14 protein-coding genes are annotated in these 15551 nt (G+C 44.5%); 6 read left to right on the top strand and 8 right to left on the bottom strand.

The genetic code is table 11. The features are described from left to right. Positions 1–601: 601 nt before the first annotated feature. On the bottom strand, positions 602–1882 hold the full coding sequence (locus AC51G0_RS24965) for a sensor domain-containing diguanylate cyclase (RefSeq protein WP_496302264.1): 1281 nt from the start codon (positions 1880–1882) through the stop codon (positions 602–604). Between the two features lie 442 nt (positions 1883–2324). Between AC51G0_RS24965 and AC51G0_RS24960 the strand changes: the two genes are divergently transcribed. From AC51G0_RS24960 to AC51G0_RS24935, 6 genes are all read left to right on the top strand, one after another. Continuing rightward, a complete protein-coding gene (locus AC51G0_RS24960) occupies positions 2325–2819 on the top strand; it encodes a hypothetical protein (protein ID WP_496302262.1) in 495 nt (164 codons plus the stop codon). A 443-nt stretch (positions 2820–3262) separates the two neighbouring features. Then, a complete protein-coding gene (locus AC51G0_RS24955; RefSeq protein WP_496302261.1) occupies positions 3263–4039 on the top strand; it encodes an ETEC_3214 domain-containing protein in 777 nt (258 codons plus the stop codon). A 4-nt stretch (positions 4040–4043) separates the two neighbouring features. Then, positions 4044–5027 carry a hypothetical protein gene (locus AC51G0_RS24950; protein ID WP_496302260.1) on the top strand — a complete coding sequence of 328 codons (984 nt, stop codon included), beginning with the start codon at positions 4044–4046 and terminating at the stop codon, positions 5025–5027. A 29-nt stretch (positions 5028–5056) separates the two neighbouring features. Next, on the top strand, positions 5057–6085 hold the full coding sequence (locus tag AC51G0_RS24945; protein WP_496302259.1) for a hypothetical protein: 1029 nt from the start codon (positions 5057–5059) through the stop codon (positions 6083–6085). A 12-nt stretch (positions 6086–6097) separates the two neighbouring features. Next, positions 6098–6697 carry an LPP20 family lipoprotein gene (locus tag AC51G0_RS24940; RefSeq protein ID WP_496302258.1) on the top strand — a complete coding sequence of 200 codons (600 nt, stop codon included), beginning with the start codon at positions 6098–6100 and terminating at the stop codon, positions 6695–6697. Between the two features lie 165 nt (positions 6698–6862). Continuing rightward, positions 6863–8200 (top strand): transglycosylase SLT domain-containing protein, encoded by a 1338-nt coding sequence (locus AC51G0_RS24935; RefSeq protein ID WP_496302257.1) that lies wholly within the window; start codon positions 6863–6865, stop codon positions 8198–8200. A gap of 62 nt (positions 8201–8262) precedes the next feature. Here AC51G0_RS24935 and AC51G0_RS24930 read toward each other — a convergent pair whose 3' ends face one another. The 7 genes from AC51G0_RS24930 to AC51G0_RS24900 all read right to left on the bottom strand — a co-directional run bounded on the left by AC51G0_RS24930 (position 8263) and on the right by AC51G0_RS24900 (position 15378). Further along, positions 8263–9249: a DHH family phosphoesterase gene (locus AC51G0_RS24930; protein WP_496302256.1), complete on the bottom strand. Its 987-nt coding sequence runs from the start codon at positions 9247–9249 to the stop codon at positions 8263–8265. A gap of 541 nt (positions 9250–9790) precedes the next feature. Next, complete coding sequence (gene napC / locus AC51G0_RS24925) at positions 9791–10381, bottom strand: cytochrome c-type protein NapC (RefSeq protein ID WP_496304196.1); 591 nt, start codon at positions 10379–10381, stop codon at positions 9791–9793. Positions 10382–10395: 14 nt separating this feature from the next. Further along, positions 10396–10830, bottom strand: a complete 435-nt coding sequence (locus tag AC51G0_RS24920; protein ID WP_496302255.1) for a nitrate reductase cytochrome c-type subunit — start codon at positions 10828–10830, stop codon at positions 10396–10398. After that, positions 10820–11686, bottom strand: coding sequence for a quinol dehydrogenase ferredoxin subunit NapH (gene napH, locus AC51G0_RS24915; RefSeq protein WP_496302254.1), 867 nt, complete (start codon positions 11684–11686; stop codon positions 10820–10822). The genes AC51G0_RS24920 and napH overlap by 11 nt, the downstream gene beginning before the upstream one ends. Continuing rightward, on the bottom strand, positions 11686–12450 hold the full coding sequence (gene napG, locus AC51G0_RS24910) for a ferredoxin-type protein NapG (protein ID WP_496302253.1): 765 nt from the start codon (positions 12448–12450) through the stop codon (positions 11686–11688). The genes napH and napG overlap by 1 nt, the downstream gene beginning before the upstream one ends. Before the next feature lie 179 nt (positions 12451–12629). Continuing rightward, entirely contained in the window at positions 12630–15116 is a 2487-nt protein-coding gene (napA, locus tag AC51G0_RS24905; RefSeq protein WP_496302252.1) for a nitrate reductase catalytic subunit NapA, read from the bottom strand. Further along, complete coding sequence (locus AC51G0_RS24900) at positions 15103–15378, bottom strand: chaperone NapD (protein WP_496302251.1); 276 nt, start codon at positions 15376–15378, stop codon at positions 15103–15105. The genes napA and AC51G0_RS24900 overlap by 14 nt, the downstream gene beginning before the upstream one ends. Positions 15379–15551 lie beyond the last annotated feature (173 nt).

Below are 15551 nucleotides of genomic sequence, written 5' to 3'. Positions count from 1 at the left end.
AAAAAGTCAGTACTTCTTTTAGATCCTGCAACCCTTACTACACTTGTCACTCATATGAGCGCAATTGCACCACCAACATAGCAAACCAGCCGCATAGCATTCATCGGATTTTTGGATGAAGGTCACAGAACCCCCTGATAAACTAGTTATACTACTTTAGAGTATTAACTCTAAAAATAAAGTAATGCTAGGTTGATTCATGAAGTGTACACATAACACTGTAAGACGAATTAAACGTAATTTTTGGCAGCGTTTATTCTATAAAGAAGTTTATCGTTGTGGTAAGTGCGGTAAGGTTATAAAAGTATGAGTAAGGATTCAAAGTTAATTAGGGATAAAATCAAACGTGAATCTCAAAGTATTTTAATAAAGACAAGGGAAAGATTTATGAATAAAAACAAAGGATAGTTCATAAATTCGAACCTGAACCTGAACCTGAACTTGAACTTGAAGATATAACCTCGGCATAATGACTTTAATAGCTTGTTATGCCGAACTTAGTTAAAACCAATATCATATCTGATTGATTTTGTAACAACTATCGTTACATAGTCGATGAACACCTTCATTTCCTTTATATTGAACGTTTTCTAAGAGATTGCTAAATGTAATCAGCCATTTCCTCTGTCGCAATCACAACACGATTCTTGCCCTGGTACTTAGCCTGGTATAACGCTTTATCGGCTTTAGACACCAATTGTTCAACACTTGATATGTCATTAGACAGGAATGACACGCCCATACTGACAGAAAAGCCCACGTACACATTTTCTGCTGCTACTCTCAGTTTGGTCATGCTCTCGCAAATGCGCTCGGCGATAGCCACAGCTTGCTCAACGTCAGTATTGGGTAAGACCAACACAAACTCCTCGCCTCCCCAGCGACCAATAAAGTCACTTTTTCTGATGCTTTTTTTACAGGTCGCAGCAAAGAGCTTGAGCACCTCATCACCGACATGATGACCGTATTGGTCATTGACCGATTTAAAGTTGTCAAAATCTATCAAAACACAGCACAAGGAATTAGCATAGCGTTGGTCATGATCAAACTGCTTTTCCAGTAGCTCCATGACGGCACGGCGATTGAGTAGATTGGTTAATCCATCGTAGTTAGCTCGGTGCTCAAGCCGCTCACGTAGCACTTGCTGTTCGGTAATATCCATCGCAGTAACCTGGACTACTTGCTCGCCATTCCACTGAATGGGCCTTGATAATAGACTCAACCATACCGTCGAGCCATCACTGCGAACCCCTTTGGCTTCAGTCTTTATTGTCTTTTTATCCCCTATCAACAACTGATGGTTATCTTTATGTGCTTGGAGATGATGCTCAGAACCAATAAGCGGAAGGATCGAGCTTTGAGCCATCAAAGCATGCTCATCGGCAAAGCCCAGCATTCGTGCATAAGCCTGGTTACAGAATAGCGGTTTGAAGTTTTTGTGAACAAGAATGCCTTGGATAGAGCCATCAACCAGTTCACGGTAGCGCTCTTCACTGGCTTGCAGCCTACGTTGAGTTTCAACTTGCTGGCTTAAATCAATAATCGTTACCTGCATGGCTTTTTGTCCTTGCCATTCAATAACGTGATCAACCGTCAATACAATGAGCTCATTGCCCTCATTGTCAATATTCTTGTAAGTCCGTACGCCCGGCCTTGCCTTACCTGTCATGGTTGCATCATTGGCAAGAATGGCATTTTGCTGTTCATACGGAGCAATCAGCTGCAATAGGCTCGGTAGGGAGAGGATGTCTTGAGCACTCTGGTAGCCAAAATAACGCGCATAATTATCATCCGCATAAAGCGGCTTGAAATCCCGGTGAATAACGACACCGTAGTGGGATTCGATAAATAATTGTTCGTTAAAGGCAGTGTTTGGGCTCACAGGCGCATCACCTTTTTAGTATTGAACCGGAAATAATATTGGATTGATACAATTTTGAAAATCCATGGCACCACGGAGACTTAGACCTTTTGCTCTAAAGTGACACCTAAAAATACAGCATTCGGTAGGGGAATACCAATTTCCCTCCTACTGCCTGCCATTCATGAAAACGAAGCACACCCGAAAATGCACCGTATAAAGGCGTTAATCGACATCCCTGATTAGCATCAATCCAAAGCTAAAATAGCGCAATCTTGACCACTATAAGTTGATCATACCCACAATAGTTGGAACGCTTGTCACAAATATCACCACATGAGAACGCAATCGTTTGCACATATTATACGTCATGAACAATTAACCGCTCCCTCAAGAATTGGACAAAACTTCTAGTCCATGCCAAGTTTATTTATTGAAAAATCCACGCGTCTCGGAAGCCTTTATGACAGATCAAAGTGAAAATTTAGGGAATAACGCACAGCGTCAATATGGATTTAATACTCCTCAGAGACTATTCGTCGGCTACACGCTCGCAGTCTTAGTTGACCTAACCGTGCTGAACTTGTTCGAGGAATACTGGGGCTATGTCACGATAAAATCTTTCACTATCTCCCTTGCCGCTGCCATCTTGCTGCAAGTGCTATTAAAGCTATCGATTGCTGCCGAGCATCGCCTTGCCAATTACTTCAAAAGCAAAGAAGGTGTCGCTCCCAAGATCTATCGCGGCCTTTCTACCTATATCATTTTGGTTGGCTCAAAAATCATCATGCTGGAAGCTATCAATATTTTATTCGGTGACAAGGTGGCGTTCAGCGGACCGCTCAATGGCGTGGTAGCATTCTTTGCCGTTATCTTTGTGATTCTCATCGCTGAAATCAGCGTCAGCAAGATTTACTTTGCACTGGAGGATAAGCCAAAAGCAGGGGCTAATGAATGAAAGTCACGTTATAGACAAGAAGGAGAAATAGCCGTTACGAAAGAAGTTTTGGCGATGAAAACCTATCTGCTCCCAAAACGGCATCGTCTCAGCCGTAGACAACGGGTAGACAGATTACTTGAAGAACAAGTAGCAGGGCGGGAGTCGTCTGGCTGCAATCATAGCCGTATTATTGACTGAAGGAACAGCATCGGCAGTACCTGCAGAGGTGTTTTCCAACATGGAATTGGTCACAGTGAGTTATAACCAGAACAACATTACTGCAAGGATGTTACATAATGGTTATCAAGCATATCGCAACCTATAGATATTAGTGATAAGCATCACTATACATATGCATACAGTGTGATGTGAGCGCCATTTCATACTTTATCTTGATGTTTGCGGCTAATTGATAGATTAAGATGTTATCCAATCTTCTGATATTGGATCAATGTCTCAAAATGGAAAGCAACCAAACAACAGATCTCGAAGAACTCTGTGAAATAAGAGATGAAATCAGCTTTTGGCAGAAAGTGCAGAGCACTGCACTTACCGTTGTTGCGATTATGTTGTCAATTGGCCAGTGGAACGATACTAAAGAAGTCGTGGTCACATCCTATGAAGGCATTAAGGCGATTTGGACTAATGAAGTAGAATATGCCCGATTAAGTAAAATTAGCATTGGTCATACTCTTGAATATGCAGAGTCAGAGCTTGGTGTGGCACAAGCAATAAAACAATCAAAATTAGAATCGGATGTAACCTTCCGGTATTATAAAGACGATAAATACTTGATGTCGCTGGCAGTAAAATACGATCGTATTGTTGGTATTTCAGTTGTGTCTCTTGTCAACGATTTCAAAGCTTCATTGCCATATTACAATGGTGAACTTAATGACATATCACTTGTTCAACTTTTCGATCAGGCCGGCCCTTACTTCACAGATAGCGGCAATATTAATTATTACTTAGAAAGCCAAGAGCTTGGCCGTAATGCCATGTTTTATACGTTGATGGTTGGTATTGTTGATTATGGTGAGACTCCACAAATAACTGTTAACAGTCTAAAGTCACTTAATCATGCCTTAAACCAAGGTCAGGAATCTTTGACTGGAGAGTTAACGACAGTTCGAATGCAGCAGCCAAATGCGTATGCAGTCACTGAACTTTTTCCTTCAGTAATGGCAGAAAGTTATTTGACCCGTTTTGAATATAACGCTTATTTCGCAAAGGGTTGATAAGATGACCACATATAATTTGAAAAAAGCATTATTTCTAGGAGCGGCTTTAACTTTAACTGGCTGCCAGTCAACGACTATTCCAGAATGGGCTACACAACCTAAAGTTGAAACTAATCAACACTATTTTGTTGTAGGTCAAGGGCGCAATATCATTCAAGCTCAAAAAAATGCGCTGTCTCAGATTACACAACGTTTATGGACACAAGTTGAGTCATCAAGCTACTCACGCAATATTTTGCGGCAGACTAATAATGGGGAAAACTTCCAAAGTTTTAATGACTTGAAAGTCAAAACAAAAACGGCCCCTGTTATACTTACTGGTGCTCAATTCACAAAAAGTGAGCAGCTTGATGATTACACCTATTATGTAGAAGCTAAAATATCCAAAGCAGACATTGCTGCTCAGCTACGCCGTGAGCTAAAAGAAATTGAAGCGGATGCAAATCGCCAGCTGCAAGCATTTAAATCAACTGACTCATTAGTTTGGTGGTTACAAAACCGAAATATCGATCAGGTACGTGCAAACGCTTTAACACGGACCACAATGCTGGCTGTAGTTTCAGAGCAGCCTGAGCAGGGGTGGATGCCTGTCATCGACGAGTTACAGAGAAAAGTGGATGCAGTGAAGGCATCTACGGTGATTTATATTAAAGGTGGCAAGCAAGATAAGTGGATGGTTAAAATGCTTGCCAATCAATTGAGTCAGGAAGGTATTTCAACCACTTCCACAAATGCGACTCGATACTCTCACGTATTAGTTTTTGATACTGACTGGCGCCAACAATATTTAATGGAAGCCTACATCACAACAGTCAGCGCCACTTTGCTAACCCAAAGTAAGACGAAAAGTGTACTAGGAAGCCATGAGCTTATTGCCACTGGCAATTCAGTATCAAGCTACAAAATGGCTCAGGAAGGGGCCGCCAGACATTTCTCACAACAACTTGAAGAACAAGGAGTGTGGAAGGCGCTGGGTATTAAATAATAAAACTAATCGTCAGAGGACTTAGGTTAATGAAAAAGCAATTTGTAGTGGCTGCACTTTCAGCAGCAGTTTTAAGTGGTTGTGCAGTGAAAGAGGTGTGTCCCCCCAACTCGCGTGTTAATATTCCTGTTAGTGAGGTCCCTGGAAAGAATACCGAAAAATACAGTGCTATCGTTCTTCCTGCTGAAATTGAATTTGATGATATAGCGTCGGCACGTATGAGTAAGAAGCTTACTTCACTTATTGAAAACGAGGTAAGCAAAACAGGTACTGACGTGGTTGATCGCTCTCTTGCCAAAAAACTAAAAAATGAGATCCGACTTGCCGAATCGACCGGAAAATATAATTCAGGAAAGGTTCCGGTTGCCGACTTTGCACTTATAACTGATGTAAGCGGCGCTAATTTTGACCATTCATTTAGAGAGGCATACAGTTGGGAAGATGATGATGGAAAAAGTCACTATGTGCCAGCCGCTTGCCGCTATAAAGCAGAAGTAACGGGTACAACAAAAATTGTTGCTATGCCATCGATGGAGACAGTAGCAAGGATTGAACTTGATGGTGATGATAGCCAATCCCGTGATACACGTAACTCAAATTGCCCGTATACAAAAGAAGACTACAATAGCATGCTAACAACAGCAGCCAAAAATGCACTCACTCGCGTCGATCAAAAAATTAAGAATGCATTGGCACCTGTTGGTGTTGTGATGGAAATGCGCTCTTGCGAGTCAGCTGACATGATTAAAGTCTCTCTTGGTTCCAAGCGTAATGTTGAGCCTAACCAGACTGTTCTACTTACATCACGAGAAAAAGTGGACGATGGTGAAGGCAATATTGAGATTGAAACTCATCAATACGGTGATGGTTATGTAGTTGATAATGCAAATGACGCGATCAAGGCGAAGTATTCATGGGTAGTTATTGATAAAGAAATTGCAAAACAGGTCCAAAAAGGTGATACCGCAAAAACAGATTTTAACGGTGTTTGTGATGGCAATGATTTTACCGAATATTTATGTAATACAGTAACCGAGTCGGCAGACAAAATATTTTAGTGATAAGGAATAATGATGAAAAAAACGTTACTGATTGTAGCTGTAACTGCTGCTCTTGCTGGTTGTCAGAGTCATCAAACAATTGAAGACGTGACTTTAATGAATTGTACCTACCCCGACGCTCCTGAAACAGAAGCACCACGTTGGATTTGTGATGTTATGCCACAAGGTGTTGAAATAGGCGGCGTCGGTTATGCGAAGAAGAGTGTCGCAGGTATGGGCATAATGCGTGATATCGCTGCTAACGATGCGCGTAAGCGTCTGGCACAGAACTTTGAAACTAATGTGAATAATTTGTTCCAACAGGCCGCCGAATCAAGCATTAAATCGACCAATGAAGCCGTAATCGAAGAAGCGACCGAGCAGTTTAAGTCTGTATCTAAAAACGTAACTTCGCGTACTTTAGCCAACAGCCGTATTTTGCGCACTCAAATGAGTCCAGTCGGTGGTTTGTACACACTCGTTGGTATGGATAAAGCAGCTTATGATGCAAATGTATCTAAAATTGCTACAACCGTCGGGGATCGTGAGTCAGAACTGTGGCAGAAATTCAGCAATGAAAAAGCCGCTGAAGAGTTAAAAGCAGTATTGAGCTCGCTAAGTACCCAGTAACCTGAAAAACAAAAGGCTGCTTAGCCAGCCTTTCTTTCGTCCGAATGCAGCATTTAACTAATCTCTTTGATGCAATCAGGTGTAATGCTAATCCTACGACTTCGGCAGGTGGATTAAGTTTACGGTTATATTCGGTTTTATGCCAATATGTAAAAAGGACATTTAATGAAAAAAGTACTTTCTGTCATGATCGCTCTGGCGTTAGTGCCGACGTCTACGTTTGCTGAGAAAGATCTGTTTTCTGAACTTGATTCTGAGGTTGCCCAATTAAATCAATCGCCAAAACAGAAGCAAGAAGAGTTTGTTAAATGGATGGCAACTTATCTTACAGAGTATCAAGGATGGCGTACCGCTTACCTTGAAGAATTTGACCAATATCGAGCGGCAGTTATTGGCGAATGGGGTACAGGTGAAATTTCAAAATCGCTAACTAAGGTTGAATACTCACAGGATAAGCAAAGTAAGACCGTAGTTGATTATGAAAATAATGAACTGCGAGTAGCCGTGCTTGTTGATGCTTCCGTATCTGAAGACGCTGCTCAGCAGCAGCTTGAAAAAAAACTTTCCCAAGTAATGGAAGACAAGAATTCCTTGTTGCTTACTTCTGCGGGTATTGAGAATACAGCAGAGTTGACACAAGGTAAGGTGGCCACGAAACCGGTCGAGTTTAGTGAGAAAAATGAAAAAGAAGCAAAGCAACTTATTATTACTCAAACGAATACTCAGTTGAATGAACTTGACAAAGAAGCCGAGCGATTCAGAGAAGGAGGAGCTCAGCTGGAAGCAGCGGTAGAAGAAGCTACCCATACACAGAAAAAAGCCTTGATAGCCAATGCCAAAAAGCGCATGAGCGATCTGAATCAAGTATATAAAGAAAATCGAAATAAGCGTGATAATTCTGAGCTGGCTAAGAAAAAAGTGGTGGAATACCGTGTCAGCCTCCCGAAAAATAGCCTGAGTAAACGCGCTGAAAAGTTCGTTGGTTTAGCTGAAAAAGAAAGCCAGGAGTGGGAAGTCCCTGCTTCGCTTATTATGGCGATAATGCATTCAGAATCGAGTTTTGATCCGAAGGCTAAATCACTGGTACCAGCCTATGGATTAATGCAAATAGTCCCGACAACTGCTGGTCACGATGTAAATAGGAAGTTTCGCAAAATCGATAGTCCAATGCGCTCAACAGATCTCTACATTCCAGAAACCAATGTTGAAACCGGAACGGCCTACCTTAATATTCTTGACACTCAGTACTTGAAACGAATTGAGAACCCTGAAAGCCGATTATATTGCATTATTTCTGCATATAACACCGGAGCAGGTAATGTGGCTAAGGCTTTTAATCCGGATGGCTCCCGTAATATCAATCGTGCAGCTGTAATTATCAATAAAATGTCAGCAGATGAAGTATATCAAAAATTACTGAGTAACTTACCTTATGATGAAACTAAATATTACCTCAAGAAGGTTACGTCTAGAATAGATTTGTATAAGACAAAGGTTATTTAATTGATTTGAAAAATCAAATCAGAATGAGTGCTCTTAAACTAGAGCACTCTTTATATTGTTGTTTAACCAGCCAGCCTACTCCAATTGATCTGATCAAAGAAAATAGTTCGTAACCGTGACTCGGTGTCCTCTTCTCTCAGGAATTTTTCACAGCTAATCACACCACCAGCCATATGCCCGTGCCCGCCACCAAAACCGATTCCCTTCTTATTTAGTGTTTCTTTAACCAGTTCTGCCACATTGCAGCCTGCATGTTCCGAGCGCAGTGATACATGGATATTACCGCCTGTCGATAAGGCTAAAATAGTGACATCAATCTCTTCAACAGACAATACGAAATCCCCCAAAATACCCAGCATATTCTTTGAGCAATCTCCTTTCAGGTAAACAAATGCCACCCGACTTTCAATAAATATATTGTTGAGAGCTGCTCTAAAATACTCAAGATCCATCTCCTGCAGTGTGTTACAACATATGCGGTTCACCCAATCAAAATCGGCTACCTGGTGCAAATATGAAAAGGCAGCAATGTCTGCTGCACAGTAGCCCCTGGTTAAATTTGCCGTATCGATATTCAAACCAATATGCAATGCAGTTGCCACAGATTGGGGCATTTCTAGGCCCAATGTATCGAAATATTCCACCATTATTGTGGCTGTAGATCCATAACCTGGCCGTACATCGCTAAACCAAAGGTTATCAGGAACAGCCACCTGGTGGTGATCGATAACTGCCACTTCATTACCAGGCAGATCAAGCAGGTTTTTTTCACCAACACAGCCATCCACAGTGATGATGATATCTTCGGGGACCAGATCCGACTCCTGCCAGTGCTTTATCGGAATACCGCACCTCTTTATCATCTTATGGATCGAAACGCGATCGATACTGCCGTTATATACTAGCTCGGTTTCGATGTTAAGCTGAGCAAGGATATGGCTCAGGGCAAATGCGGATGAGATAGCATCATGGTCTGGAAAGTCATGGGCTTGTATTACTACTCGGGGGTACTGTTTAGCGTAGTAAACAAATTCATGCAAAAAATCCATTTAAAGACCATCCTGAAATTAATAACTAGTAAAATACCAAAGATTTGACACGCTATTTTATAAAAACATGAAAACAACAGGGTAATTAACACCCTTTATTCTGAAACCTAGCCTGTAAATAGCTAAACTTCAATATAACTATTAGAGCTAGCTCTGAAAGTGGATTTAAACCCTATGTTAATTAATTATCTCTTTTAATAAAGTATTTTAACGTGAACCATTGCCCACTATACATCATCGTCATCATAAATATTCAGTCTATTTTATTATAGTCTCACAAGAGAGCGTACAATTTATCCATCGATTAAACGTACTGTCGTAACCATTAACTGCTTAGGTATATGTTTGTGAACAATATGAAAATCAGAAAAAGTGACGTTTCTGGCTTTGTTTCTCCAGAAAGGTGTTGGTAATAATCATCACTACTCACTCGTTCCAGCCTTCATCTAGATCAATGCCCTTGACTAGTTTAAGTAAATATAAAAAAATCCCCAACTGATTACTCAATTGGGGATTGTCATTTCAAGTATCGGCAATATAGTTAAATTGCTTTTTCTATTTTATGCCCCTTCGGTAACTGATGCGCAATCCCCTTATGGCAGTCGATGCAAGTTTTACCTTCATCTTCCGCATCATTGTGGATCCTGGAAGCAACTGGCTTCTGGGTAGTGAAGTCCATATATTCGAAGTTATGGCAGTTTCGACATTCCTGCGAATCATTGGCTTTCATTCTCTCCCACTCGCGTGAAGCCATCTCAAATCGATGCTCTTCAAACTTCTTGGGGGTATCGACAATACCAAACGCCTTGGCATACAGCTCTTTACTGGCCTGGATCTTACGTACCATCTTTGGTACCCACTCTTTGGGTACATGGCAATCAGGGCAGGTTGCCCTCACGCCGCTGCGGTTGTTGTAGTGAATGGTACCGACATATTCCTGGTAAACGTTATTCTCCATTTCATGGCAGCTGATACAGAAATCTTCCTGGTTACTCATTTCCATGGCGGTATTAAACCCGCCCCAGAAAACGATCCCTACCACAATACCTACCGTCAGTATACTTCCGATAGCGAAATGACTCGGTTTTCTGAACCATATCCAGAAGCGCTGAATAAAGCCGGGTAGCTTAATTCCCATACAACCTCCTATTGGCCAAATTTACCAGCAGGCTGAAAGGTATTTTCAACCAATGGCGTTGCATCGACCTGTGTAACATGGCACTGCAAGCAGAAGTAACGACGCGGTGCCACGTCTCCCAACATCTTGTTGTCACGATCCATGTAGTGAGTCGGACTAACTCGAGGTGCGCCCGATTTGCGGTACTTGTCCACATCATGGCATTCCAAACAACCATTGTTGCTCGGGTTGAGCTGTACCTGATCGGTCGAATGTGGGATTAACGGCGGCTGGTTAACATAATCAAGTGCTAAGCGATCCTGCTTTTTCGGTACTTGCTTAATCGCAGCGACCTCATTGCTATCGCCAATATCTTGATCGCCGCGTAGCGAGGTAACCTCAGCGAATGCTGTCACGCTAACAAATGCTGCAAGCAGTGCAGGCACAACAAACTTACCCTTCATATTTGGCTCCAATTCTTGTTTTAAATTCCAATACCCTTTCGGAACAGACATCGATGCAGCGCCCGCAACTGATACAGTCCTGGCTCATGACCCGCCGATCACCTTCTTTTAGTGGCTGCCGCAGTATTTCTGGCTCGGGGCACACATTGAAGCAATCCATACACTTATTGCATGCCTCACGGTTAGTGGCGGTTACCCGGAGCAGGCTCTTGCGGCCAATCACGCCGTAAGCGGCCCCCAGCGGGCATAAATGCCCACACCAACCGTGTTCAACCAGAAGCAAATCCAGCACAAACACCAGAACAATCAGGATCCAGCTTGCGCCCATACCGAAGATCAACCCCCGGTGCAATGCAGCAACCGGATCAATCCAGCTCCACAGCACGGTGCCAGAAACAGCACTGCCCAGCAGCAAAACCGGCAACAGCCAATAACGTATACGGGGAGACCAGTTGTAGCTGACCTTAAGCCCAAGCTTCCGCCGCAGCCATGCTGCTAAATCCGTCACCATATTCAGCGGACAGACCCAGCCGCAAAATACTCGCGGCCCAATCACGGCATAGAACACCACCACAATCAGTGCCCCCAGCAATGCAGTCAGCTCAGGCAGGTGACCTGCAGCAATGGTTTGCAGCAAGATCAGCGGATCTGTCATAGGTATGGTGTCGAACAAGGAACTTGATGACAGGTTGCCCCGCAGCACTCCCAGAGTTGGCCCTACCATAAACAAGCCGATAATCAGCAGCTGGCAGCTACGTCTCAGCAGAAAAAAGCGATGTGCTTTCCACCAGCCCAGCGTTTTAACTGCCGCCTTGCCGGCATCTTTTGCGTGGTTTTTCACAAAGCGCTTTGCCATTACAGACCTCCCCCTGAGTTCTCAGGTTTTCGGACTGGCAACGTCAGATCTTCAGGGATCAGGCTTTCACCTTGTCGTGCCTTCTCTTCCCAGCCTAATCGGTAATGCTGCCCCATTTGTCCCTTGGCAAGCGCTGTTGGTACCACCTTGATCGCCGCTTCATCCAACACACAGGCTAACTCGCATTTACCACACCCCGTACACGCATCAGAATGTACGGTTGGGATAAACTTGGCGTGATAGCCCGTTCGTTGGTTGCGGACAGGCTCTAAGGTGATCGCCTCATCAATCAGCGGGCAAACCCGGTGACAAACATCGCAACGCAAACCCAGCCAGTTCAGGCACGTTTCATGGTCAATCAGTACTGCCGTCCCCATTCTGGCGTCATCAATGTCCTGCAACGCAGGATCAAGGGCGCCACTTGGGCATGCCACAACACAAGGAATGTCTTCACACATCTCACACGGTATATCCCGGGCCGTAAAATACGGTGTCCCAGCCGCTACCGGCGAAACAAGTGTTGCCAGTTTCAACGTGTCATAAGGGCAGGCCTGTACACACAAACCACAGCGCAAACAAGCCTGAAGGAAATCAGGCTCATCTAGCGCCCCCGGCGGACGGATCGGCACACCGACATCCGCCTGGCTTTGCTTGGTTTGCAAACCCAGTACGGTTGCTGCCGTACCGACACCGACGGCTGTCCGCATAGCGTCTCGCAAGAAACGCCGGCGACTGTCAGAAGTTCTAAAGCGCGGAGTCTTCATCGTTCTGTATCCGTTATTTATACCAATCTAAATAAGTATCTAATCGTTTTTCATGGCTTTAATTACCAATTACTGTGTTGCAAATTTTGTAATTAGAACCACTAGTTACTGTAATTTCCGCCTTGTACTTGGCAATTTCCCCTCATGAAAAATCGACCATCTACTTATCCAGATTGGTATTAGGCTTTAACCACTTTCACCGCACATTTCTTGAAGTCGGTTTCTTTTGAAAGTGGATCCGTTGCATCCAGTGTTAGCTTGTTGGTTAGCTGCCCGGCATCAAAGAAAGGCATATATACCAACCCTTGCGGCACCCTGTTTCGGCCACGGGTTTCGATATGGGACAGTACTTCCCCGCGGCGTGACATTATCTTGATAGCATCACCCCGACGCAGGCCGCGTTTCTTCGCATCAAGCGGATGCATGTAAACCACAGCATCAGGGAACGAGCGATAGAGTTCAGGCACCCGACGGGTCATTGAACCGGTATGCCAATGCTCAAGCACCCGGCCAGTCGATAACCAGAGATCGTATTCTTCATCTGGCGATTCAGCGGCAGGTTCATACGGCAGGGCAAAGATCACAGCTTTCTTGTCCGGCTTACCGTAGAAGGCAAACTCTTCGCCTTTGTTGACATAAGGATCATAACCTTCGGCGTAACGCCATACAGTTTCCTTGCCATCAACAACAGGCCAGCGAAGGCCACGAGCCTGGTGGTACATATCAAACGGTGCCAAGTCATGGGCATGACCGCGGCCAAAGTAGGCGTATTCTTCAAACAGCCCTTTTTGAACATAGAAGCCAAAATCGCGTGACTCGTCGTTTAATTGATCGGCAGGGATCTCATCAAGACTAAACTCATCGACATTGCCGTTCTTGTACAGCACCTCGAACAATGTCTTGCCTTTCAGCTCAGGTTTTTTGGCAATCAATTCCTGCGGCCAGACTTCCTCGACCTTAAAGCGTTTGGAAAACTCCATCAGCTGCCAAAGGTCTGATTTTGCTTCACCCGGTGGTGAAATTTGCTGGCGCCAGAACTGGGTACGGCGCTCGGCATTACCGTAGGCCCCTTCTTTTTCGACCCACATTGCAGTAGGTAAAATCAGGTCTGATGCCATTGCCGTGACAGTAGGGTACGGATCGGAGGTCACAATAAAGTTAGCCGGATCCCGGTAGCCGGGCAGACGCTCTTCGTTAATATTTGGTCCGGCCTGCATATTGTTATTACACATCACCCAGTAGGCATTGAGTTTACGATCTTTGAGCATCCGGTCTTGTAGAACGGCATGGTAACCAGGTTTCGGTGGAATCGTACCGGCCGGGATCTTCCACTTGGTTTCACACATTTCACGGTGCTTAGGATTCATCACTACCATATCGGCTGGTAGGCGGTGGGCAAAGGTGCCGACTTCACGCGCGGTACCACAAGCCGATGGCTGCCCTGTTAGCGAGAAGGGACCACAACCTGGCTTGGAGATTTTCCCTGTCAGCAAGTGAATATTGTAAACCAGGTTATTGGCCCAGACACCGCGAGTGTGCTGGTTAAAGCCCATCGTCCAGTAGGAAACAACCTTAATATCAGGATCTGCATAGAGCTCTGCCAGTTCATTGAGCTGATCAACCGGTACCCCAGACAGTTCTGACGTATATTCAGCAGTATAAGTCGAAACAAACTTGGCGTACTCGTCGAAGCTCATCGGCGTCGATTTCTTGCTGCCCGGATTCTTGGCTGCTTTTTCCAGCGGATGGGTCGGACGCAGCCCATAACCGATATCCGTCTCACCCTTACGAATATTGACGTGCTTGTCGAGGAATGCCTTATTTACCTTATTATTAGAAATAATGTAATGGGCAATGAAATTGAGGATCGCCAAGTCCGTTTGCGGAGTAAAGATCATCGGGTTATCGGCGAGCTCATAACTTCGGTGGGTAAAGGTCGACAATACGGCCACTTTCACTTTGTCCGAAGAGAGCCTGCGGTCGGTAAGGCGAGTCCACAAAATAGGGTGCATCTCAGCCATATTTGAGCCCCAGAGCACAAACGCATCGGCATGCTCCAGGTCGTCATAACTCCCCATAGGCTCATCCATACCGAAGGTACGGGCAAAGCCCACAACGGCAGAGGCCATGCAGTGCCTGGCATTGGGATCGATATTGTTGGAACGGAAGCCGGCTTTGTATAGCTTCGCTGCCGCATAGCCTTCCCATACCGTCCACTGGCCTGAACCAAACATCCCTATAGAAGTCGGCCCTTTTTCCTTTAAAGCCTGCTTGAATTTATCCGCCATCACATCGAAGGCTTCATCCCAGCTTACTGGCGTGAACTCACCGTCTTTGTCATAAACCCCATCAGTTTTGCGCAACAGAGGCTGGGTTAAGCGATCCTTTCCGTACATAATCTTGGGCAGGAAGTAGCCCTTGATGCAATTTAAACCTTTATTAACGGGTGCATCCGGATCACCCTGTGATGCCACTACCCGGCCATTTTTCGTACCGACCAGCACACTACAGCCGGTTCCACAAAACCGACAAGGCGCCTTGTCCCACTTAACATCCTTGTCTTCACCAGCAGCTTGGGCGATAGACACTGGCAAAGTCAGGCCTGCCGCCGCCGCTGCCGCTGCTGCCGCATTGGCCTTTAAGAAACTACGTCTACTGACTGTCATTTTTTGCTTCCTTAAGCTCAGGTTGCTCATCCATTTGGTGGTACACCAGAGTGACTGTTATTACGCCGGGTATTGTTTTGATTGTATTGAAGCGCTCTGCCAACCCGTCTTTGTTATCACTCTCAAGCACCACTACCATCTTTCCTACTTCATTGCTTACAGGTACTTCAGCCCCTTCAAGGCTCTCTATGGTTTTCTTTACTGATTCAGCATGCTCAGCCGATACATACACAACCAAGCTACAGATATGGTAATCGTTCATTTATTGAACCCTCCCAGAACAGGTACGCCCCATTCCCATTTCAGTGGAGAAAAGCATTTCTAGTGGCAAAGCTCTGTTTAGCATGTAGATTTTTGGAATAGACAAAATGCAAGCTAGCCACTCATATACGCACATTTCGTGGGGACTATTAATAATTTATGCTTAATATTTGG

It is taken from the genome of Photobacterium sp. HL06, assembly GCF_059552575.1.
Note: the sequence above shows the minus strand (reverse complement) of the source record. Positions and strands in the feature narration are given on the sequence as shown.

What these genes read in the sequence shown, in the direction of transcription:
- AC51G0_RS24960 (WP_496302262.1), top strand. Translation starts at nt 2,325, where the DNA reads ATGACAGATCAAAGTGAAAATTTAGGGAATAACGCACAGCGTCAATAT.
- AC51G0_RS24955 (WP_496302261.1), top strand. Translation starts at nt 3,263, where the DNA reads ATGGAAAGCAACCAAACAACAGATCTCGAAGAACTCTGTGAAATAAGA.
- AC51G0_RS24950 (WP_496302260.1), top strand. Translation starts at nt 4,044, where the DNA reads ATGACCACATATAATTTGAAAAAAGCATTATTTCTAGGAGCGGCTTTA.
- AC51G0_RS24945 (WP_496302259.1), top strand. Translation starts at nt 5,057, where the DNA reads ATGAAAAAGCAATTTGTAGTGGCTGCACTTTCAGCAGCAGTTTTAAGT.
- AC51G0_RS24940 (WP_496302258.1), top strand. Translation starts at nt 6,098, where the DNA reads ATGATGAAAAAAACGTTACTGATTGTAGCTGTAACTGCTGCTCTTGCT.
- AC51G0_RS24935 (WP_496302257.1), top strand. Translation starts at nt 6,863, where the DNA reads ATGAAAAAAGTACTTTCTGTCATGATCGCTCTGGCGTTAGTGCCGACG.
- AC51G0_RS24930 (WP_496302256.1), bottom strand. Translation starts at nt 9,249, where the DNA reads ATGGATTTTTTGCATGAATTTGTTTACTACGCTAAACAGTACCCCCGA.
- AC51G0_RS24920 (WP_496302255.1), bottom strand. Translation starts at nt 10,830, where the DNA reads ATGAAGGGTAAGTTTGTTGTGCCTGCACTGCTTGCAGCATTTGTTAGC.
- napH (WP_496302254.1), bottom strand. Translation starts at nt 11,686, where the DNA reads ATGGCAAAGCGCTTTGTGAAAAACCACGCAAAAGATGCCGGCAAGGCG.
- napG (WP_496302253.1), bottom strand. Translation starts at nt 12,450, where the DNA reads ATGAAGACTCCGCGCTTTAGAACTTCTGACAGTCGCCGGCGTTTCTTG.
- napA (WP_496302252.1), bottom strand. Translation starts at nt 15,116, where the DNA reads ATGACAGTCAGTAGACGTAGTTTCTTAAAGGCCAATGCGGCAGCAGCG.
- AC51G0_RS24900 (WP_496302251.1), bottom strand. Translation starts at nt 15,378, where the DNA reads ATGAACGATTACCATATCTGTAGCTTGGTTGTGTATGTATCGGCTGAG.